Annotated in this window: 17 protein-coding genes and 1 riboswitch; of the genes, 15 read left to right on the top strand and 2 right to left on the bottom strand. The window is 71.9% G+C overall.

All coding sequences use genetic code 11. From position 1 onward, the window contains the following. The first annotated feature begins 48 nt into the window (after positions 1–48). Together mfd and ACIHCX_RS22825 are read left to right on the top strand one after the other, a co-directional pair. A complete protein-coding gene (gene mfd, locus ACIHCX_RS22830; RefSeq protein ID WP_400032243.1) occupies positions 49–3591 on the top strand; it encodes a transcription-repair coupling factor in 3543 nt (1180 codons plus the stop codon). A gap of 220 nt (positions 3592–3811) precedes the next feature. Further along, positions 3812–4525: an HNH endonuclease family protein gene (locus tag ACIHCX_RS22825; RefSeq protein ID WP_400032241.1), complete on the top strand. Its 714-nt coding sequence runs from the start codon at positions 3812–3814 to the stop codon at positions 4523–4525. Between the two features lie 83 nt (positions 4526–4608). On the opposite strand, the gene ACIHCX_RS22820 is transcribed toward ACIHCX_RS22825, so the two are convergent. Continuing rightward, positions 4609–5340, bottom strand: a complete 732-nt coding sequence (locus ACIHCX_RS22820; RefSeq protein WP_400032239.1) for a hypothetical protein — start codon at positions 5338–5340, stop codon at positions 4609–4611. Between the two features lie 96 nt (positions 5341–5436). Then, entirely contained in the window at positions 5437–6126 is a 690-nt protein-coding gene (locus tag ACIHCX_RS22815; RefSeq protein ID WP_400032237.1) for a hypothetical protein, read from the bottom strand. 245 nt (positions 6127–6371) lie between these two features. On the opposite strand from ACIHCX_RS22815, the gene ACIHCX_RS22810 reads away from it, so the two are divergent. The 13 genes from ACIHCX_RS22810 (at position 6372) to ACIHCX_RS22750 (ending at position 21033) form a co-directional block, all read left to right on the top strand. Beyond that, positions 6372–8414, top strand: a complete 2043-nt coding sequence (locus ACIHCX_RS22810) for an N-6 DNA methylase (protein WP_400032235.1) — start codon at positions 6372–6374, stop codon at positions 8412–8414. 186 nt (positions 8415–8600) lie between these two features. Further along, positions 8601–9188, top strand: a complete 588-nt coding sequence (locus tag ACIHCX_RS22805) for a hypothetical protein (RefSeq protein ID WP_400032232.1) — start codon at positions 8601–8603, stop codon at positions 9186–9188. Further along, the gene (locus ACIHCX_RS22800; protein ID WP_400032230.1) at positions 9185–10723 is read left to right on the top strand and encodes a protein kinase; all 1539 of its coding nucleotides are present in this window, start codon (positions 9185–9187) and stop codon (positions 10721–10723) included. The genes ACIHCX_RS22805 and ACIHCX_RS22800 overlap by 4 nt, the downstream gene beginning before the upstream one ends. 194 nt (positions 10724–10917) lie before the next feature. Beyond that, entirely contained in the window at positions 10918–11751 is an 834-nt protein-coding gene (locus ACIHCX_RS22795) for a glycoside hydrolase domain-containing protein (RefSeq protein WP_400032228.1), read from the top strand. A gap of 148 nt (positions 11752–11899) precedes the next feature. Further along, the gene (locus ACIHCX_RS22790; RefSeq protein ID WP_400032226.1) at positions 11900–12547 is read left to right on the top strand and encodes a SurA N-terminal domain-containing protein; all 648 of its coding nucleotides are present in this window, start codon (positions 11900–11902) and stop codon (positions 12545–12547) included. 118 nt (positions 12548–12665) lie between these two features. Further along, positions 12666–13646: a nucleoside triphosphate pyrophosphohydrolase gene (locus tag ACIHCX_RS22785; protein ID WP_400032224.1), complete on the top strand. Its 981-nt coding sequence runs from the start codon at positions 12666–12668 to the stop codon at positions 13644–13646. A 73-nt stretch (positions 13647–13719) separates the two neighbouring features. Further along, positions 13720–15006: a cytochrome P450 gene (locus tag ACIHCX_RS22780; protein WP_400032222.1), complete on the top strand. Its 1287-nt coding sequence runs from the start codon at positions 13720–13722 to the stop codon at positions 15004–15006. A gap of 222 nt (positions 15007–15228) precedes the next feature. Beyond that, on the top strand, positions 15229–16272 hold the full coding sequence (locus ACIHCX_RS22775; RefSeq protein WP_400032220.1) for a transglycosylase family protein: 1044 nt from the start codon (positions 15229–15231) through the stop codon (positions 16270–16272). A gap of 182 nt (positions 16273–16454) precedes the next feature. After that, a riboswitch (cyclic di-AMP (ydaO/yuaA leader) is annotated at positions 16455–16622 on the top strand. 4 nt (positions 16623–16626) lie between these two features. Beyond that, positions 16627–17358 carry a transglycosylase family protein gene (locus ACIHCX_RS22770; RefSeq protein WP_400032218.1) on the top strand — a complete coding sequence of 244 codons (732 nt, stop codon included), beginning with the start codon at positions 16627–16629 and terminating at the stop codon, positions 17356–17358. A 247-nt stretch (positions 17359–17605) separates the two neighbouring features. Then, the gene (gene eno, locus ACIHCX_RS22765) at positions 17606–18901 is read left to right on the top strand and encodes a phosphopyruvate hydratase (RefSeq protein ID WP_400032216.1); all 1296 of its coding nucleotides are present in this window, start codon (positions 17606–17608) and stop codon (positions 18899–18901) included. Between the two features lie 146 nt (positions 18902–19047). Continuing rightward, positions 19048–19524 carry a septum formation initiator family protein gene (locus ACIHCX_RS22760; protein ID WP_400032214.1) on the top strand — a complete coding sequence of 159 codons (477 nt, stop codon included), beginning with the start codon at positions 19048–19050 and terminating at the stop codon, positions 19522–19524. A 25-nt stretch (positions 19525–19549) separates the two neighbouring features. Next, positions 19550–20095, top strand: coding sequence for a DUF501 domain-containing protein (locus tag ACIHCX_RS22755; protein ID WP_400032212.1), 546 nt, complete (start codon positions 19550–19552; stop codon positions 20093–20095). Beyond that, positions 20092–21033, top strand: coding sequence for an exopolyphosphatase (locus tag ACIHCX_RS22750; protein ID WP_400032210.1), 942 nt, complete (start codon positions 20092–20094; stop codon positions 21031–21033). Before ACIHCX_RS22755 ends, ACIHCX_RS22750 begins: the two co-directional genes overlap by 4 nt. Positions 21034–21075: the final 42 nt, after the last annotated feature.

The raw sequence follows: 21075 nt of genomic DNA, 5'->3' as shown, positions 1-21075 counted from the left end.
GTCCTTCGCGTTGCCCACCCTCGGACGGATTCGGACGGAAAGCCCCCCATGAGCCTGCACGGTCTGCTCGACGCCGTCGTCAAGGACCCCGCCCTCGCGGAAGCGATCACCGCGGCGGCGGACGGCAACCGCATGCACGTCGACCTCGTCGGTCCGCCCGCCGCCCGCCCCTTCGCCGTCGCCGCCCTGGCCCGTGAGGCCGCCCGTCCCGTACTCGCGGTGACGGCGACCGGCCGCGAGGCCGAGGACCTGGTCGCGGCCCTGCGCTCGCTGCTGCCCGCCGACGGCGTCGTGGAGTACCCCTCCTGGGAGACGCTGCCGCACGAGCGGCTCAGCCCGCGCAGCGACACCGTGGGCCGCCGCCTGGCCGTGCTGCGCCGCCTGGCCCACCCCAGCCCCGACGACGCGGAGACCGGCCCGGTCTCCGTCGTCGTCGCACCGGTGCGCTCGGTGCTCCAGCCGCAGGTCAAGGGCCTGGGCGACCTGGTGCCGGTGTCCCTGCGGACAGGGCAGACCGCGGACCTGAACGACGTGGTGGACGATCTCGCCGCCGCCGCGTACTCCCGCGTGGAGCTGGTGGAGAAGCGCGGCGAGTTCGCCGTGCGCGGCGGCATCCTCGACGTCTTCCCGCCCACCGAGGAACACCCCCTGCGTGTCGAGTTCTGGGGCGACGACGTCGAGGAGATCCGGTACTTCAAGGTCGCCGACCAGCGCTCCCTGGAGGTCGCCGAGCACGGCCTGTGGGCCCCGCCCTGCCGCGAGCTGCTGCTCACCGAGGACGTCCGCGCGCGGGCGCGGGCCCTCGCCGAGCGGCACCCCGAGCTCGGCGAGCTGCTGGGCAGGATCGCCGAGGGCATCGCGGTGGAGGGCATGGAGTCCCTGGCGCCGGTTCTGGTCGACGACATGGAGCTGCTGCTCGACGTGCTGCCCAAGGGCGCCATGACCGTGGTGTGCGACCCGGAGCGGGTGCGCACGCGCGCGGCGGACCTGGTGGCGACCTCCCAGGAGTTCCTCCAGGCGTCCTGGGCGGCCTCGGCCGGCGGGGGAGAGGCGCCCATCGACCTCGGCGCGGCCTCCCTGTGGTCCATCGCGGACGTCCGGGACCGGGCGCGCGAGCTGGACATGATGTGGTGGTCGGTGTCGCCGTTCGCCGCGGACGAGACGGCGTACGACGGGGACGGGGACACGCTCAAGCTGGGCATGCACGCGCCCGAGACGTACCGCGGGGACATCGCGAAGGCGCTCGCCGACACCAAGGGCTGGCTCGCGGACGGCTGGCGCGCGGTGTACGTCACCGAGGGCCACGGCCCGGCCTCGCGCACCGTCGAGGTGCTGGGCGGGGAAGGCGTCGCGGCCCGCCTCGACGTGGACCTCGGGCAGCTGTCCCCGTCGGTCGTGCACGTGGCCTGCGGCGGCATCGACCACGGCTTCGTCGACGCCGCGCTGAAGCTGGCCGTGGTCACCGAGACCGATCTGACCGGCCAGAAGACGGCCGGCCGGGACGGCGCCCGGATGCCGGTGCGGCGGCGCAAGACCATCGACCCGCTGACCCTGGAGACGGGCGACTACATCGTCCACGAGCAGCACGGCGTGGGCCGCTACATCGAGATGGTCCAGCGCACGGTGCAGGGCGCGACCCGCGAGTACCTGGTGGTGGAGTACGCCCCGGCCAAGCGCGGCCAGCCCGGCGACCGGCTGTACATCCCCACCGACCAGCTGGAGCAGATCACCAAGTACGTCGGCGGTGAGGCGCCCACGCTGCACCGGCTCGGCGGTGCCGACTGGACGAAGACCAAGGCGCGGGCGAAGAAGGCGGTCAAGGAGATCGCCGCCGACCTGATCAAGCTCTACAGCGCCCGCATGGCGGCCCCCGGGCACGCCTTCGGCACGGACACGCCGTGGCAGCGCGAGCTGGAGGACGCCTTCCCGTACGCGGAGACCCCGGACCAGCTGACCACGATCGCCGAGGTCAAGGAGGACATGGAGAAGTCGGTCCCGATGGACCGCCTGATCTGCGGCGACGTCGGCTACGGCAAGACGGAGATCGCGGTCCGCGCCGCCTTCAAGGCCGTCCAGGACGGCAAGCAGGTCGCGGTCCTGGTCCCGACGACGCTGCTGGTGCAGCAGCACTTCGGCACGTTCTCCGAGCGGTACGCGCAGTTCCCGGTGAACGTCAGGGCGCTCTCCCGCTTCCAGACCGACACCGAGGCGAAGGCGGTCCTGGAGGGCCTCGGGGGCGGCGCGGTGGACATCGTCATCGGCACCCACCGCCTGTTCTCCTCGGAGACGAAGTTCAAGGACCTCGGCCTGGTCATCGTCGACGAGGAGCAGCGCTTCGGCGTCGAGCACAAGGAGCAGCTGAAGAAGCTGCGCGCGAACGTCGACGTCCTGACGATGTCGGCGACCCCGATCCCGCGCACGCTGGAGATGGCAGTGACCGGCATCAGGGAGATGTCGACGATCACCACGCCGCCCGAGGAGCGCCACCCGGTGCTGACGTTCGTCGGGCCGTACGAGGAGAAGCAGATCGGCGCGGCGATCCGCCGCGAACTGCTGCGCGAGGGCCAGGTCTTCTACATCCACAACCGGGTGGAGTCCATCGACCGCGCCGCGGCCCGGCTGCGGGAGATCGTCCCCGAGGCGCGGATCGCCACCGCCCACGGCCAGATGTCGGAGGCGGCCCTGGAGCAGGTCGTCGTCGACTTCTGGGAGAAGAAGTTCGACGTGCTGGTCTCCACGACGATCGTCGAGTCCGGCATCGACATCTCCAACGCGAACACCCTGATCGTGGAGCGCGGCGACAACTTCGGCCTGTCCCAGCTGCACCAGTTGCGCGGTCGCGTCGGCCGCGGCCGCGAGCGCGGCTACGCCTACTTCCTGTACCCGCCGGAGAAGCCGCTGACGGAGACGGCCCACGAGCGCCTGGCGACCATCGCGCAGCACACCGAGATGGGCGCGGGCATGTACGTGGCGATGAAGGACCTGGAGATCCGCGGCGCCGGAAACCTGCTGGGCGGCGAGCAGTCCGGGCACATCGCCGGCGTCGGCTTCGACCTGTACGTGCGGATGGTGGGCGAGGCGGTCGCGGACTACCGGAGGCAGTTGGAGACGGGGGAGATCGAGGAGGAGCCGCCGCTCGAGGTCAAGATCGAGCTGCCGGTCGACGCGCACGTCCCGCACGACTACGCGCCCGGCGAGCGGCTGCGTCTCCAGGCCTACCGGTCCATCGCCTCCGCGAACTCCGAGGAGGACATCAAGGCCGTCCGCGAGGAACTCACCGACCGTTACGGCAAGTTGCCCGAGCCGGTGGAGAACCTGCTGCTGGTGGCCGGGCTGCGCATGCTCGCCCGGGCCTGCGGCGTCGGCGAGATCGTCCTCCAGGGCAACAACATCCGCTTCGCCCCGGTGGAGTTGCGCGAGTCGCAGGAGCTGCGCGTCAAGCGCCTCTACCCCGGCTCGGTGATCAAGCCGGCCGTCCACCAGGTCCTCGTGCCCCGCCCCAAGACCGCGAAGATCGGCGGCAAGCCGCTGGTCGGCCGTGAACTGCTGGGTTGGGTGGGGGAGTTCCTGACGTCCATCCTGGGTTCGTAGCCCGCGCGCTGCCAGGGTCGCGGCCCGCGTGTTCCCAGGGGCGTAGCCCGCGCGTTTCCGGGGCCGTGGTCCGCGTGTTTCCGGGTCCGCGGTCCGGGCGTTCGCGCCCCGTGACCCTGTACCCCCCGTGTGGCCTGGGCATATGCACCGCTACGGTGGGCACCAGGTGAACACGCCCGAACCGGGGGCGGGACCAGGCAGTTCAGGGGAGGGGCGCAGCGTGACGCGTCTGCGGGGCGGGGCGGTTGCGGCTGCCGTGGTGGCACTGTTCGTGACCGGATGCACGGAGCAGTTGGACGGCGCGGGCGGACCCGAGCCGGCGAAGACCGGCGGCGAGGCACTCGCCGCCGCCGAGTCACTGCCCGTCAAGGGGCGGTCGCCGAAGACCGGTTACGTCCGGGAGAAGTTCGGCTCCGCCTGGGCGGACACTGACGGCAACGGCTGCCCCACCCGGGACGACATCCTCAAACGGGACCTGAAGCAGCCGCGGTTCACCGACGGCGACTGCAAGGTGTCCTCCGGCGTCCTGCAGCCGGACCCGTACACCGGCACGGACATCACCTTCCAGCGGGGGCGCAGCAAGGTCGACATAGACCATGTCGTCGCCCTCTCGGACGCCTGGCAGAAGGGCGCCGCGTACTGGGACGCGAGCAAGCGCATAGCGCTGGCCAACGACCCGCTCAACCTGCTCGCCGTGGACGCGAGCGCCAACCGCTCCAAGGGCGACGGCGACACGGCGACGTGGCTGCCGCCCAACAAGGCCTACCGGTGCACGTACGTCGCCGCGCAGGTCGCGGTGAAGAAGAAGTACGAGCTGTGGGTCACCGCCGCGGAGAAGGCCGCGATGAAGAAGGTCCTGTCGACCTGCCCCACCCAGAAGCTCCCCACCGGCGGCAACCCGACGAAGGCTCCGGAGCGCTTCCACGCCCGCTGAGCGTACGAACGGAGCAGGTGGCACCACGTGCGCCGGACCGCCCCCTCCGACGGCCCGGATCACGCGGTGCCACCCGCCCGGCATCAGTCGCCCAGCTTGTCCAGGTCGATGACCTTGCCCCGGGGCGCGTCGGCGGGCACCGGCTTGCCGAAGTCGGTGAAGGTGATGGCGACGGGGTCCTTCTTGGAGTCGCTGGTGACCTTCAGGAGGTAGGGCTTGCCCTCGGTGGCGACATACGCCGTGTAGTTGTCCTTGCCGTCCTTCTCGTGCAGGACGATCGCCGGAACGCCGCCGACCTTGGCCGTCGCGCCGCGCTTGGCGTCCGTGCTGCCCTCGTCGGTCCCGGCCAGCACCGTGTCGAGATCGCAGAACCCCGCGATGTCCTCGGCGTCCTTGCCCTTGGCGGCCGTCTTGGTCCACTTCCCGGCCATGAAGGACACCACCGCGTCGGTCTCCTCCTTGGAGTCGCCCTCGCTCTGTGCGCGCAGGAACTCCTCGTCGTACTTCATGTAGAGGGTGTCGCCGGTCTTGATCAGCTCGGCCTTGCCCGTTCCGCCCATGCTCATGGTGCCGGCGCACTCGCCCTTCTTGTTCAGGGCCATGTCGATCCGGATCGTGCCGCCGGTGTCGTCGTCGCGGACGTCCCCCGTCATCCGCAGCGACGGGGCGCCGGTGGTGGCCTTCATGGCGCGTTCGGAGATCTCGCTTCCGGTGAGCCCGGCGAACGGTCCCTTGGGCTTGTTGTCGGCACAGCCGGTGAGTCCGGCCGCGGCCGCGGCGGCGAGGCAGAGGGCGGCAAATGCGGTGCGACGCATGGGGGTTCCTTGGGGGTGATGTGACACGTGATGCGATGAGAGGGTGCCGGGGCGGGGCGGCGCGGTGAGCCGCCCCGGCCTGGGACCCGGCGGGCGTCAGGAGGACTTCGTCCAGTCCTTGCAGCCCGTGGTCTTGAAGTAGGCGTCACCGGCGGCGACCGTGACGACGGCGGTCCCGGTGACGTTGTCGTTGGCCGCGATGGACTCCAGGGAGTGCAGGGCGTCCTTGGTACGTTCCCAGTAGCACCCGTCGTCCTTGTTGCCGGCGGACGTGTAGGTGCCGGGGGCGATGTCGGCGCCGACCCGGAGCATCCCCGCGTCGCCGCCGATCTTCTGGGTGGCGGGCGTGCCGGACGGCTTCCCCCCGACGGTCTGCCAGCCCTTGCAGCCATTCGTCTTGAAGAGCTTGTCGCTGGCCTTGACGGTCACATAACTCGTGCCGGTGACATTGTCGTTGGCGAGGATCGAGTCGAACTCGCCCGAGGCGTCCTTGGCGCGCTCCCAGTAGCAGCTGTCGGAGTTGCCGGTCGTCTTGTAGGTGCCGGGCTGGATGTCCTTGCCGACCAGATAGCTTCCGTCGCCGTCGAATGCCGGGGCCTTGTCTTCCTTGTCCTTCGTGCCGGCCCCGCCCTTGCCGCCGGACCCCGATCCGGAGTGCTGTCCGGAGGACGCGGAGCCCTTGTCGGCCTTGTCGGTCGTGTCGTCGCCGCCCCCCGCGGTGGACACCGCCCCGATCACGACGACCCCGACCACCACGCCCAGCGCGATCTTGCCCTTCATGCCCATGACAGGCCCCTCCCCCCGCGATGCGCCGGTGTCCCGGCGGATCGCTCGTTCGATGGGTTAATAAGACCAGAGCTTGTGAACCGAGTCAACACAGTTCACGCTTCAGGTCATGTGCACGCGCGTGAAGGGGGAGCTATTGCGTGCATCGGTATGCTCGATGCCACACGGAAGGTGCGGAGCGTGCGCGGGGAACCGGGACGACGCCGCACCGCCAAGGGCTGCACGGGGCAGAGGGGAGCCGGTGGGTGGAGGACAACGGGACAGAGGTGACCGCCGCCGGTATCGCCCGGCTCGCGGGGGTCGGCCGGGCCGCCGTCAGCAACTGGCGCCGCCGCCACCCCGACTTCCCCCGGCCGGTCGGCGGCACCGAGACCAGTCCCTCCTTCGCACTCACCGAGGTGGAGGACTGGCTGCGCCGCCAGGGCAAGCTCGCCGAGGTGCCGCTGCGGGAGCGGGTGTGGCAGCAGTTGGCCGGCCATCCGGAGGGGCCCTTGACGGCACTCGTCCAGGCGGGCTGTGTCCTGGTACTCGTCCATGACCGGCCCGGGTCCTGGAAGGAGGCGAGCGACGGGTCCGACGCGGACCTCGCCGAACTGCTGCCCACCGCCCTCGAACAGGTGCTCATGGTCCGTTTCGGCGCGCCCGTCGTGCCCGTCCCGGACGCCGAACGGCTCCGGGCCTCGGCCCCGCTGCTGCGCGGCGTCGCCGAACTCGCCGCCGAACTGGGCGCCCCGGCGGCGTACGAGTTCCTCCTCGGCCGGCACCTCGACGCCAACCCCCGCCAGTACACGCTCACCCCGGGCGGCCCGGCGGCCCTGATGGCCGACCTCGCGGGACCCGCCCGCACCGTCCTCGACCCGGCCTGCGGCACCGGCGCCCTGCTGCGCGCCGTCGCCCCCGTACCCGACCAGCGGCTCCACGGCCAGGACAGCGACCCCGGACTGGCCGCCCTCACCGCGCTGCGCCTCGCCCTGCACACCGGGGCGGCCGTGCGCACCGCCGCCGGGGACAGCCTCCGGGCGGACGCGTTCGACACCCTCAGGGCCGATGTGGTGCTGTGCCACCCACCGTTCAACGAACGCAACTGGGGCCATGACGAACTCGCCTACGACCCCCGCTGGGAGTACGGCTTCCCGGCCCGTACGGAATCCGAACTCGCCTGGGTGCAGCATGCGCTGGCCCGCCTCAGGGACGGCGGCACGGCCGTCCTGCTGATGCCGCCCGCCGCCGCCTCCCGGCGCTCCGGCCGCCGCATCCGGGCCGATCTGCTGCGCCGCGGCGCCCTGCGGGCCGTGATCGCCCTGCCGGCCGGCGCGGCACCCCCGTACAACATCCCCCTGCACCTGTGGGTGCTGCGCCGCCCCGAACGGGCGCCCGCGCACCCGGAGCTGCTGGTCGCGGACGGCGGCGCGGCCGTCGCCGAGGCCCGCGGCGACTCGGACTGGGAGTCCGTGCGCACCGCGGTCCTCGACGCCTGGCGCCCGTTCGCGCGCGGCGGCAGTGCCCCGGAGGTGCCGGGCGTGAGCCGCTCCGTACCCGTCATCGAACTGCTCGACGACGATGTCGACCTGGCCCCCGCTCGTCATCTCCCGCCGCCCGCGGTGGGCGGCGGCGCCGAGGAGCTCACGGCCCTCAGCGCCCGCCTCGGCGAGACCCTCCGCCGCACCGCCGAACTCTCCCCGCCCTTCCCCGCGCCCTCGTCCGGCGGCGCACCCCTCGGCACCGCCGAGCCGGCCCGCTGGTCGCTCACCACCGTCGGCGAACTCGCGCGCGGGGGCGCCCTGGTGCTGCGTACCGGAGGAAACGGCCCGTCCGCGCGGGTGCTCACCGACCATGACGTCCTGGCCGGCTCCCCGCCGTCCGGGACGCTGCCCGCGGTCGGCGAGGAACCGGTTCTCGTCGAGGAGGGCGACGTCGTCGTGCCCGTCCTCGGCGGCGGCGCCGTCGCACGGGTGATCGACCGGGCGACCGCCGGAGCGGCCCTGGGACGCAACCTCACCCTGCTGCGTCCCGACCCGGCCGCGCTCGACCCCTGGTTCCTCGCCGGTTTCCTGCGCGGCACCGCCAACAACCGCCAGGCCAGCAGCTACGCCTCCACCGCGACCCGGCTCGACGTGCGTCGCCTCCAGCTGCCCCGGCTCCCCCTGGACCGGCAACGCCGCTACGGCGAACGCTTTTGGGCGCTCGCCTCGTTCGAGGAGGCGCTGCGCCTCGCCGGCCGTCTCGGGGAACAGCTCGTCCGCGGCCTGTACGACGGACTGACGGACGGCACGGTCACACCGGACTGACGGACGGCACGGTCACACCGGACTGAGCGCCCGGGCGCCGCCGCGCACCGCACCCGCGACAGCGCCCGTCCGCACCGTTCGGCCGGGGACACAACGGTTCCGCACAACCCGTGACCATGTGTCCGAGGAGGGCTATACGCTCGGACTTCGACCTTCGTCCGTCCTTACCACGGTCCAGGAGCAGCCATGCACGGCCACGGCGCGCAGCCGCCCACCCGCACTTCGGGCACGGTCATCTTCCTGCGCGTACTGTTCGCCGCCACCGGCATCCTCAGCTGCGGACTGCTCGCCTGCCTTCCGCTGTTCCGGGTGGCCATGCTGCGCGGAAAGGCGAGGGACTGGGTGTTGGCCTCGGTCAGCCTGCCGCTGTCCATCGTCTGTTTCGCCGTCGTCGGAGAGCTCCCGGAGGACGATCACCGGAGCGACGTCGCGCTGTGCCTGCTCCTTCTCCTCGCCGCGTACAGCACCGTCTACTTTCTGGTCGTCGACATAGCCCATCACCGCACCGCGCCGCCCGTCGGTCCGATGCCGTCGCAGGCCACGACCTATGCACCGCCGGGCGGTCCGACCCCCGCGCCGCCACAGCCGGGCTACGGCTACCCGCCCGCGCAGCCGTACGCCGTCACCCAGTCCACGCCGGTGCCGCCGGCCCCGTACACGCCGGTCCCGCCGCCCCCGCAGCCGCAGCATCCCGCCCCCGCGCGCATCGACCAGGTCCGGGCCGAACTCGACGAGCTCAGCGACTACCTCCGCAAGCACGAGGACGGCCGGTGACCATGGCGACCGGACGCGTCGTCGCCGGACGCTACGAACTGTCCACGATCATCGGCCAGGGCGGCATGGGCCAGGTCTGGACGGGGTACGACCAGCGCCTGGACCGGCGGGTGGCGGTCAAGCTGCTGCGCCCGGACAAGGTGGCCGGCCAGGAGGCCGACGAACTGCGCCGCCGCTTCGTGCGGGAGTGCAGGGTGACCGCGCGGGTCGACCACCCCGGGCTGGTCACGGTGCACGACGCGGGCAGCGAGGGCGAGGAGCTGTTCCTCGTGATGCAGTACGTCGACGGAGCCGACCTCGCCGACCATCTCGCCGAGCACGACCCCTATCCCTGGCAGTGGTCGGTGGCCGTCGCCGCGCAGCTGTGCGCCGTGCTGTCGGCCGTGCACGCCGTGCCGATCGTGCACCGGGACCTCAAGCCCCGGAACGTGATGGTCAAACAGGACGGCACGGTCACCGTCCTCGACCTCGGTGTGGCCTCGGTGATGGACACGGACACGACCCGCCTCACCCACACCGGCTCCCCCATCGGCTCGCCCGCCTATATGGCGCCCGAGCAGGCGATGGGCGGCGCGGTCGGCCCGTACACCGACCTCTACGCCCTCGGCGTGCTGCTGCACGAACTCCTCAGCGGGCAGGTGCCCTTCACCGGAACCACCGCCCTCGGCGTGCTGCACCGCCACCTCTACGAGCCACCCGTCCCGGTGCGCCAACTGCGCCCCGAGGTGCCCGAGGCGCTCGAAACGCTCGTGCTGCGCCTGCTCGCCAAGGACCCGCAGCACCGTCCGGCCTCGGCCCAGGAGACCTACGAGCAGCTGCTCCCGCTCCTCCCGGGGCGCGGTATGCCCACGGGCGCCCCCCTCGACCCCACCCGCCCCTTCCTCCGTCCGCACGCCCCGTGGCCGGACCGGGCCCGTGTCCCGGCCCCCCGGCCGCAGCCGGCCACGGCGGTCGGGAGACCCGATGTCGCGGGGGCCGTGGACGAGGTCAAGCGGCTGCTCGGGGAGGGCCGTGTCACCCAGGCGGTGGACGTGCTCGGCGCGATCCTCCCGGCTGCCGCCGCCCAGCACGGCGAGCACTCCCCGGTCGTCCGCACGCTGCGCAAGCAGTATGCGGCCACGCTGATGGACGACGGCCAGTACCGGCTGGCCCTGCCCGAACTGCGGCGCCTGGCCGACGAACGGGCCGCCGAGGCCGGCCCCGCCGACCCGCAGTCCCTCCGGTTCCGCTACGACGCCGCGCAGTGCCTCGAACAGCTCGGCGAACCGGCCGCGGCGCTCACCGAGTACCGGGCCCTGCTGCCGTACTTCGAGAACCGGTTCGCGGAGAACCCGTACACGGCCGCCGACCCCGACCTGCCCTTCGAGCTCCGCCGCCGCATCGGGCATCTGCTCCTGGCCCTCGGCGACCGGGCCGCCGCCCACGACACCCTGCTGCGTCTGCTGCACGACGCGGAGCGCCGCCACGGCCCCGGACACCCGCTTCCGGGCGAGGTCCGGCGGACCCTGCAGTGGCTGGGACAGGTGCACGGCTGACCGCGGGTTCGCCCCGGGGCGCGGTGGCATGCCGCGGCTGCCGCCGTGGAGAGCGGCTACCACGCGCGTGTTTTTGCTGCGGCTTGAGTGATTCTTGTGGCCTGCGAGGCGAAAGCTTTTGTGATCAGAGAGGTTTCGTCGGCTAGCGTGCCCCCACAGTGCGCATCAGCACGTACACGACAAAAGGGGTGGGGATGGCCGAGCACCGGCAGTCGAAGAAGCGCAGATATCTCACATGGGCGGCGGCCGGGGCCGTCGTCGTCGCCGGCGCCGGGATCGCGGCCCAGACGTCCATGGCGGCCACCACCGCCTGGCCCGCGCAGAAGACCTTCACCGGCCGCGCCTTCGACACGTGCACGGCGCCGTCGCTGAACGCCATGAAGGCCTGGCGCACCGACAAGTACTACGGCGCCGCCGCCGTCTACATCGGCGGCAAGAACCGCGGCTGCGCCCAAGCCAACCTCACCGCCTCCTGGGTGAAGTCGGTCAGCTCCCAGGGCTGGAAGCTCGTCCCGTTGTACGTCGGCGCCCAGCCGCCCTGCCAGAAGAGCGCCAACCCGGAGAAGCTCACCGCCGCCACCGCCTCCTCCCTCGGCACCGCCGACGCGAAGGACGCGGTGGCCAAGGCCTCCGCGCTCGGCATGAAGGCCGGCAGCCCGGTCTACCTCGACATGGAGCCGTACGACATCACCGACAAGGCGTGCAACAACGCCGTGCTGGCCTACGTCCGCGCCTTCGGCAAGGAGCTGCGCGCCAAGACGTACCGGGCCGGCTTCTACGGCTTCACCAGCTCCAGCGCCAAGGCCGTCGCGACCGCGACGGACAGGACCGACCTGCCGGGCAACCTCTGGTACGCCCTGTGGGACGGCAAGGAGACCACCACCACGGACTGGCCGTTCGGCAAGACCCAGTTCACCGACCACAGCCGCGCCCACCAGTACATGGTGAACAGCAAGGAGACCCGCGGCGGCTACACCCTCACCGTCGACCGCGACGCCTGGGACGCCCCGGTGGCGATCACCGGGTGACGTCCGCCAGGGCGGACGTGGAGTGACGGTGCCCGAAGTCGTGGTGAATCGTTGGTCGAATGGGTTGGCCAGAGCCCGGCCGCTGCCTACCATCGATCATCGCAAGACTTTGTGCACCGCCGCACAATCTCCACCCCGGGAGGTTTCCTTGCACCGCCGCCGTCGCACCGCGCTCGTCCTGTCCGCCGCACTCCTCGCGGCGGCACCCCTGCTCACCGCCTGTGGAAGCGACGCGCGTCCGGGCGCGGCGGCCGTGGTCGGCGGTCAGCGGATCACCGTCGGGCAGTTGCAGAGCCGGGTGAGTGAGGTGCGCGAGGCGCAGCGGGCCTCGGTGGCCGACGAGACGCAGTACCAGCAGGCCGTCGCCGCGACCGCCACCCTCACCCGGGACACCCTGCACCAGATGGTGCTCGACCGGGTGCTGGACCGCGCCGCCCGGAACGCCGGCCTCAGCGTCGACCGCAGTGAGATCCAGCAGCTGCGCGCCGGTCTCGAACAGCAGGCGGGCGGTGCCAAGGCGCTCGAGGACACCTGGCTTCAGCGGTACGGGGTGCCGCCGCGGCGCCTCGACGACAACCTCCGCCTCCAGTTGGAGGCGCAGAAGCTCGCGGACCACCTGCACACCGACGCCGGCCAGCCGGCCTTCTGGAAGGCGCTGTCCGAGGCCTCCGCCGAACTCCACGTCGACCTCAACCCGCGCTTCGGCAGTTGGGACGTCGAGAAGAGCACCCTCGTGGACGCCAAGACGCCCTGGCTGCGGGAAGTCCCGGCGGAGCAGGCGCAGCAGCCGGCCTGACGGGATCCGGCCGCCCGGACGCCGGGCGGCCGGGCCTGTGGACAACCGGGCCGGGGGACCGGCCCCCGGCCTGTGGACAACCCGGGGTGACGTCGTCGGTGTGCGTTACGTTCGGACCGTGAACACCACCAGCGCGACCACCTCCGCAGCGGCCACGGGCCGGATCGTCCTGCTCACCACCAGCCACCGGGTCGCCCCCGGGCTGCTGTCCTGGCCCTCCTGGCAGGCGCTGCGGGCGGCCGACCGGGTGCTGTGCGCGGACGGCGCCCATCCGCAGCTGCCGTATCTGCGCGAGGCCGGCATAGCCGTGGACGAGGCGGCACCGACCGCCGAGGAACTGGTGGACGCGTGCGCCGGCGGGCGTACGGTCGTCGTCGTGGCCACCGGCGAGGGCGAGCCCGCCCTGACCGACGGACTGGCCCGCCTGGCCGGCTCCGGCCGTGTGAACATGCCGGAGCTGGAGCTGCTGCCCGCCTCCTACGACCTGCCCGGCGCCCGCCTGCTCGACCTCGTCCAGGTCATGGACCGCATCCGCGCCGAGTGCCCCTGGTCGTCGCGGCAGACCCACAAGGGCCTGGCCAAGTACGGCATCGAGGAGGCGTACGAACTGGTCGAGGCGATCGAGGACGGCGACCGCGAGGAACTGCGCGAGGAACTGGGCGACGTCCTGCTCCAGGTGGTCTTCCACTCCCGGATTGCCGAGGAGGACCCCGAGGAGCCGTTCTCCATCGACGACGTGGCCGGCACCATCGTCGCCAAGCTGATCCACCGCCACCCGCACGTCTTCGGCGACGAGACCGCCACCACCCCGGAAGAGGTCAAGGAGCACTGGCTGCGCACCAAGGCCGAGGAGAAGCAGCGCACCTCCGTGACCGAGGGCGTCCCCCTCGGCCAGCCCGGCCTCGCCCTCGCCGCCAAGCTGGCCTCCCGGGTCCGCACCGCGGGCCTGGAGGTCCCCCTCCCGCAGAGCGAGGGCTACGGGTACGAGCTGCTGGCCCTGGCCGCCCGCGCCGAGGCGGAGGGCGTCGACCCGGAGGCGGCGCTGCGCGCGGCGGCGCGCGCGTACCGGGACGCGATCGTCAGGACGGAGCGCGGCTGAAGGCCCGAGGGGCACCGGGCGGCATCGGCACGCGGCTCCACCGCGCGGACGGGCCGACGCTAGGGTCGGCCGTATGCACGACCAGCCACCCACTCTGTTCACCTGGGAGTTCGCGAGCGACCCCTATCCGGCCTACGCCTGGCTCCGTGAGCACGCCCCCGTGCACAGGACCCGTCTGCCCAGCGGAGTCGAGGCCTGGCTGGTCACCCGGTACGCGGACGCCAGGCAGGCCCTGGCCGACCAGCGGCTGAGCAAGAACCCGGCGCACCACGCCGGGCCCGCGCACGCCAAGGGCAGGACCGGCATCCCCGGCGAGCGCAAGGCCGAGCTGATGACCCACCTGCTGAACATCGACCCGCCGGACCACACCCGGCTGCGCCGACTGGTCAGCAAGGCGTTCACCCCGCGTCGCGTCGCCGAGTTCGCCCCGCGTGTGCAGGAGCTGGCCGACGGACTCATCGACGGGTTCGCCGAGCGCGGCACCGCCGACCTCATCCACGAGTTCGCCTTCCCGCTGCCCATCTACGCCATCTGCGACCTGCTCGGCGTCCCCCGCGAGGACCAGGACGACTTCCGCGACTGGGCGGGCATGATGCTGCATCTTCCCGGGGGCGAGTCCCCGGACCCCCAGCGCCACGGCAAGGGCCCGCGCGGCGGGGTCGCCCGCTCGGTGAAGAAGATGCGCGGCTACCTCGCCGAGCTCATCCACCGCAAGCGCGAGGCGCTCCCGGCCGAGCCCGCCCCCGGCGAGGACCTCATCTCCGCCCTCATCCGCGCCTCCGACCACGGCGAGCACCTCACCGAGAACGAGGCCGCCGCCATGGCCTTCATCCTCCTGTTCGCCGGTTTCGAGACCACCGTCAACCTCATCGGCAACGGCACCTACGCCCTGCTCACCCATCCCGAGCAGCGGGACCTGCTCCAGCGGTCCCTCGCCGAGGGGGACGACGGCCTGCTGGAGACGGGCGTGGAGGAACTCCTGCGCTACGACGGACCGGTGGAGCTCGCCACCTGGCGCTACGCCACCGGGCCGCTCACCCTCGGCGGGCAGGACATCGCCCCCGGCGATCCGGTCCTCGTCGTCCTCGCCGCCGCCGACCGGGACCCGGAGAAGTTCGCCGGGCCCGACGTCCTGGATCTCGCGCGGCGTGACAATCAGCACCTCGGCTATGGACACGGCGTCCACTACTGCCTCGGCGCACCGCTCGCCCGTCTGGAGGGCCAGACCGCGCTGGCCACCCTTCTCACCCGGCTTCCCGACCTTCAACTGGACACGGATCCGGCCGACTTGCGCTGGCGCGGTGGGCTCATCATGCGCGGACTGCGGACGCTGCCGGTGCGGTTCACCCCCGGTCGGTAAGTCGGAGGGAAGTCGGACAAGGCCGGAAAAGGCGCCTGCCGCCGCACGGCGTCTACCCGCTGACGGCCGTGAAGATGACACATGCTCAACTGTGTGATCTTCATGTGATCTGTGCGGCATGAACTTGTGACAAGCGATCGTCAGCCGATACTTTCACCCATCGGCGTGGCACCGAGCCCCGGTCGTCGCGCCGGTCAACGCTGTCGCACGAAAGGTCTCCGTATGCTCTCCGGGAACGGCCGTCACCGTCGGCCCCGTCAGGCCCCGGCCCTCCTCGTCGCCGCCGGAGTGACCGGATCCGCCATCGCCATCCCGCTGATCGGCGCCGGCGCCGCCAGCGCGGCCGACGGCCACGCGTGGAACAAGGTGGCCAAGTGCGAGAGCGGCGGCGCCTGGAGCGCCAACACCGGCAACGGCTTCTACGGCGGCCTGCAACTGACGCAGGACGACTGGGAGAAGTACGGCGGTCTCGACTACGCCTCGAGCGCCGACCAGGCCAGCCGGTCCCAGCAGATAGCCGTGGCGGAGAAGCTGCTCGCCGACAAGGGCCCCGGTGCCTGGCCGACGTGCGGGCTGCTCTCCGGGCTCAGCAAGAAGTCCGGGGCGGCGAAGGTCGACACCGGCGTGGGTGATTCGTCCGGCTCTTCCGACTCCTCCCGAAACTCCATCACGGACGACCTCGGTCTGACCGACTCGTCGGAGGCGTCGACCGGGTCGACCGATTCCGCCGACTCGTCCGGCTCGCACGGCTCCTCGGACACCGACCCCGCGTCGGTCGACCCCTCCGGCTCGCCGTCCGCCTCGCCCAGCGCGTCCTCCCCCTCGCCGTCCTCGCCCGCCAAGAAGGGCAAGCCGGGCAAGTCCGACACGTCTCCCGATGTCACGGCAAGCGGGTCCCGGTCGCCCGACGCCTCGCCCTCGTTCGCGCCGGAGACGGGCGACACGGACAAGTCGTGGCAGGCCGGCGGCACTTCGGCCCTCGTCGACACGGGAGCGCTCGGTTCCGGACGGCATCGCGGCGGCAGTGCCGTCGAGGAGTCGGTCGGCGGGCACGCCGTGGCGTCCTCCGGCCGCCACGCCGCCCGCGTCGCCGACTCCTACACCGTCCGCTCCGGCGACTCGCTCGAGTCCATCGCCGACTCCCTCGGCGTCCAGGGTGGATGGGACGCGCTGTATGCCGCGAACAAGCGGGCGATCGGGTCCGACCCGAACCACATCGCCGCCGGTCAGACCCTGATTGTCCCTGCCGAAACACCCCAAAACTAGCGGGAGTTCACGTCACACTTCGTGCCGAATGTCCCATTCGACGAAAGTGTGGGATGAGTCTCAGAAGCCCTGATCGTCTTTGGAATTCGGCGGAGCGCATGCCTACGGTCATGACCGCTCGTCACCGCGAGCCCCGGCTGCCGCAACGCCGAATCCTGCCAGCGGCCGCACGGGAACAGTCGTCGCGTCAAGCGCCGTGGGCAGGAGCGGGGGACCCAAGGTAAGTGCCGCGCCGGGCAGTTGACCGGAGCGGCTAGGGGTGGAGCCGTGCCTCACGCGAGAGGCACGGCCGGGCAACTCATCCGGCCCGAACCCGACAGCTCACCTCGCAGGCGTCGGTGAGGGGATCCTTCCATGCTGTTCTCCAGCAAGGGCAAGCACCGTCGTACATCCAGGGCCACCCGTGTCGTCGCGCTCGCCGGTGTCGCCGGCGCCGCCGTCGCCGCTCCGCTGATGGCGGTCGGCCAGGCCTCCGCCGCCACCGCCTCCGAGTGGGACGCGGTCGCCCAGTGCGAGTCCGGCGGCAACTGGTCCATCAACACCGGCAACGGCTTCTACGGCGGCCTCCAGTTCACCAACTCCACCTGGGCCGCGTACGGCGGCACCGCCTACGCGTCGCGCGCCGACCTGGCCTCCAAATCGCAGCAGATAGCCGTCGCCGAGAAGGTCCTCGCGGGCCAGGGCAAGGGCGCCTGGCCGGTCTGCGGCAAGGGCCTGTCCGGCGCCGCCTACACCGGCAGCGCCCCCGCGGCCCCGTCCTCCTCGTCGGCCTCGTCGTCGGCCTCGTCGTCCTCCTCGTCGTCGAACGGCGGCTCCGCCAAGAGCGGTGACACTCGCTCGACCGAGCAGCAGGCCGCCAACCGCTCCGCGACGCGTCCGGCCCCGGCCAAGACCGTCACCACGCCCACCGGCAAGAAGGTCGAGAAGGGCGACGGCGAGTACAAGGTGGTCTCCGGCGACACCCTCAGCTCCATCGCCGCGACCCACCGGGTCCAGGGCGGCTGGCAGAAGCTGTTCGAGCTGAACAAGGACATCGTCGACAACGCCGACCTCATCTACCCGGGCCAGCAGCTCCACCTCAAGTAAGGGCCCGTCCCGCCCCCATGGACTCCCCGCCCCGGCGTGTTCCCCCCTACGCGCCGGGGCGGGGATTTTCGCCTCCTGGCCGCCGGGTCGTTCCCGAACCTTCCCCTCCCCTTTGTTCCGAGCGGGAACAATGGGTACCGTCACCCTGTCCAGGAGGCGGTCGGTCGGCCGGTCGCCGCCCCGGGACGGTTAGGCTCTAGTCGCAAGGCTCACGCCCCGCACTTCCAGCGTCACATCCCAGAAGGAGATGCTCGTGCCGTCCATCGACGTCGTCGTAGCCCGGGAAATCCTGGACTCCCGAGGCAACCCCACGGTCGAGGTCGAGGTCGGCCTCGACGACGGCAGCACCGGTCGTGCCGCCGTCCCCTCCGGCGCCTCCACCGGCGCCTTCGAGGCCATCGAGCTCCGTGACGGCGACCCCAACCGCTACCAGGGCAAGGGCGTCGAGAAGGCCGTCCTGGCCGTCATCGAGCAGATCGGCCCCGAGCTGGTCGGCTACGACGCCACCGAGCAGCGCCTGATCGACCAGGCCATGTTCGACCTGGACGCCACCGACAACAAGGGCTCGCTGGGCGCCAACGCCATCCTCGGCGTCTCCCTCGCCGTCGCCCACGCCGCCTCCGAGGCTTCGGACCTGCCCCTCTTCCGCTACCTGGGCGGTCCCAACGCGCACCTGCTGCCGGTGCCGATGATGAACATCCTGAACGGCGGCTCGCACGCCGACTCCAACGTGGACATCCAGGAGTTCATGATCGCCCCGATCGGCGCGGAGTCCTTCTCCGAGGCCCTGCGGTGGGGCACCGAGGTCTACCACACCCTGAAGAAGGTCCTGAAGAGCAAGGGCCTGTCCACCGGCCTCGGCGACGAGGGCGGCTTCGCCCCGAACCTCGGCTCCAACCGCGAGGCCCTCGACCTCATCCTCGAGGCGGTCAAGGAAGCCGGCTACGCCCCCGGCGAGCAGATCGCCCTCGCGCTCGACGTCGCCGCCTCCGAGTTCTACAAGGACGGCAAGTACCTCTTCGAGGGCAAGGAGCGCTCCGCCGCCGAGATGACGGAGTACTACGAGGAGCTCGTCGCGGCCTACCCGCTCGTCTCCATCGAGGACCCGCTGTTCGAGGACGACTGGGCCGGCTGGAAGGTCATCACCGACAAGCTCGGCGACAAGGTCCAGCTCGTCGGCGACGACCTCTTCGTCACCAACCCCGAGCGCCTCGCCCGCGGTATCGAGGAGGGCGCCGCCAACGCGCTGCTCGTGAAGGTGAACCAGATCGGTTCGCTCACCGAGACCCTGGACGCCGTCGAGCTGGCCCAGCGCAACGGCTTCAAGTGCATGATGTCCCACCGCTCCGGCGAGACCGAGGACGTCACGATCGCCGACCTGGCCGTCGCCACCAACTGCGGCCAGATCAAGACCGGCGCCCCGGCCCGCTCCGAGCGCGTCGCCAAGTACAACCAGCTGCTGCGCATCGAGGAGATCCTCGACGACGCCGCGGTGTACGCCGGCCGTTCGGCCTTCCCCAGGTTCCGCTCCGCGGACCAGTAGGCACAGCAAGGGCTGAGCTGTTCCGGCGGCTGAGCCGCAAAGCGTAAGGCTTCGCCAGTCGCACGTACGTCCCCGTACCCGGTCCCGTACCGTGTCCGGGGACGTACGCACGTCTGTGCACGGGCACGAACGGGAGGAGCGGGACGATGGCGGTCAAGGACCGGGACCGGTTCTCCACCACGACCAGGCTCAGGTTGCTCGGTGAGCAGACCGCGGCCCGTGTCTACCGTTCGCAGTCCCGGCGCCAGGCCCGCCGCTCCCGCCTCACCGGCCGCGCGGCGCTGCTCGCGCTGGTGCTGTGCTCGATGGTGGTCGCCCTGGCGTACCCGATGCGGCAGTACGTCTCCCAGCGCGCCGACATCGCCGATCTGCAACGGCAGAAGCGGCAGGCCCAGCAGCGGGTGGAACAACTGCGCGACCTCAAGGCACGCTGGCAGGACGACGCCTACGCCGAACAGCAGATCCGGCGGCGACTGCACTACGTGAAGCCCGGCGAGACCGGCTACGTCGTGGTCGACCCGGGCCCGGCCGACCAGTCCCGCGCCGACCGGGGGTCGGCCCGCCGCCCCTGGTACGCCAACGTCTGGGACGGAGTCGACAAGTCCGACGCCTCCGACCAGTGAACCGACAGAGAGATGTACGCAAGGCATGGAAACCCCACCGCCGCCCACTGAGCGCACCGAGCCCACCGAGGCGGACGTCGAGGCCTTCAAGCAGCAGCTCGGGCGGCCGCCGCGCGGGCTGCGCGCGATCGCGCACCGCTGCCCCTGCGGGCAGCCCGACGTCGTGGAGACGGCCCCCCGGCTGCCCGACGGCACGCCCTTCCCCACGCTGTACTACCTGACGTGCCCGCGCGCCGCCTCGGCCATCGGCACGCTGGAGGCCGACGGCGTGATGAAGGAGATGACGGAGCGGCTGGCCACCGACCCGGAGCTGGCGGCCGCCTACCGGGCCGCGCACGAGGACTACATCCGGCGCCGGGACGAGATCGAGGAGCTGACGGGCTTCCCCAGCGCGGGCGGCATGCCGGACCGGGTGAAGTGCCTGCACGTCCTGGTCGCCCACTCGCTGGCCGCCGGGCCGGGCGTGAACCCGCTCGGGGACGAGGCGATCGCGATGCTGCCCGAGTGGTGGCGCAAGGGCCCGTGCGTGACGGCCGCCGGTCCCGCCGACGCCGAGGAGGGCGGCGCATGACCCGGGTCGCGGCCGTCGACTGCGGCACGAACTCCATCCGCCTGCTGGTCGCGGACGCCGACCCGGCGACCGGCGAACTGCACGAGCTGGACCGGCGCATGACCATCGTGCGGCTCGGCCAGGGCGTGGACCGCACCGGCCGGCTCGCCCCCGAGGCGCTGGAGCGGACCTTCGCGGCCTGCCGGGAGTACGCCGAGGCCATCAAGGAGCACGGCGCCGAGCGGTTGCGTTTCGTGGCCACCTCCGCCTCCCGGGACGCCGAGAACCGGGACGAGTTCGTGCGTGGGGTGCTGGACATCCTCGGCGTCGAGCCCGAGGTGATCTCCGGTGACCAGGAGGCGGAGTTCTCCTTCACGGGGGCGACGAAGGAGCTGGCGGGCCGTGCGGACCTCGCCCGGCCCTTCCTGGTGGTGGACATCGGCGGCGGCTCGACGGAGTTCGTCGTGGGCGACGACCACGTCCGCGCGGCGCGCTCGGTGGACGTGGGCTGCGTCCGCATGACGGAGCGTCACCTGGTGCGGGACGGGGTGGTCACGGACCCGCCGACCGAGGAGCAGATCGCCGCCGTACGGGCCGATGTCGAGGCCGCGCTCGACCTCGCCGAGGAGACGGTCCCGCTGCGCGAGGCGCGCACCCTGGTGGGCCTGGCCGGCTCGGTGACGACGGTGTCGGCGATCGCGCAGGACCTGCCCGCCTACGACTCGGCGGCCATCCACCACTCCCGCGTCTCCCGCGACCGCGTCCGCGAGATCAGCGACCACCTGCTGCGCTCCACGCACGCCGAGCGCGCGGCGATCCCGTCCATGCACCCGGGCCGTGTCGACGTCATCGGCGCGGGCGCCCTGGTCCTGCTGGCCGTCATGGAGCGCATCGGCGCACACGAGGTCGTCGTCAGCGAACACGACATCCTCGACGGCATCGCGTGGTCCGTGGCGTAGGCCCGCCCCCGCCGGATCTACTGGCCAGTAGCCTACGGTTGA

Source organism: Streptomyces sp. NPDC052043, assembly GCF_044548235.1.
In the GTDB taxonomy this organism is placed as follows: Bacteria; Actinomycetota; Actinomycetes; order Streptomycetales; family Streptomycetaceae; genus Streptomyces.
This window is presented reverse-complemented; position numbering and strand designations above follow the sequence as displayed.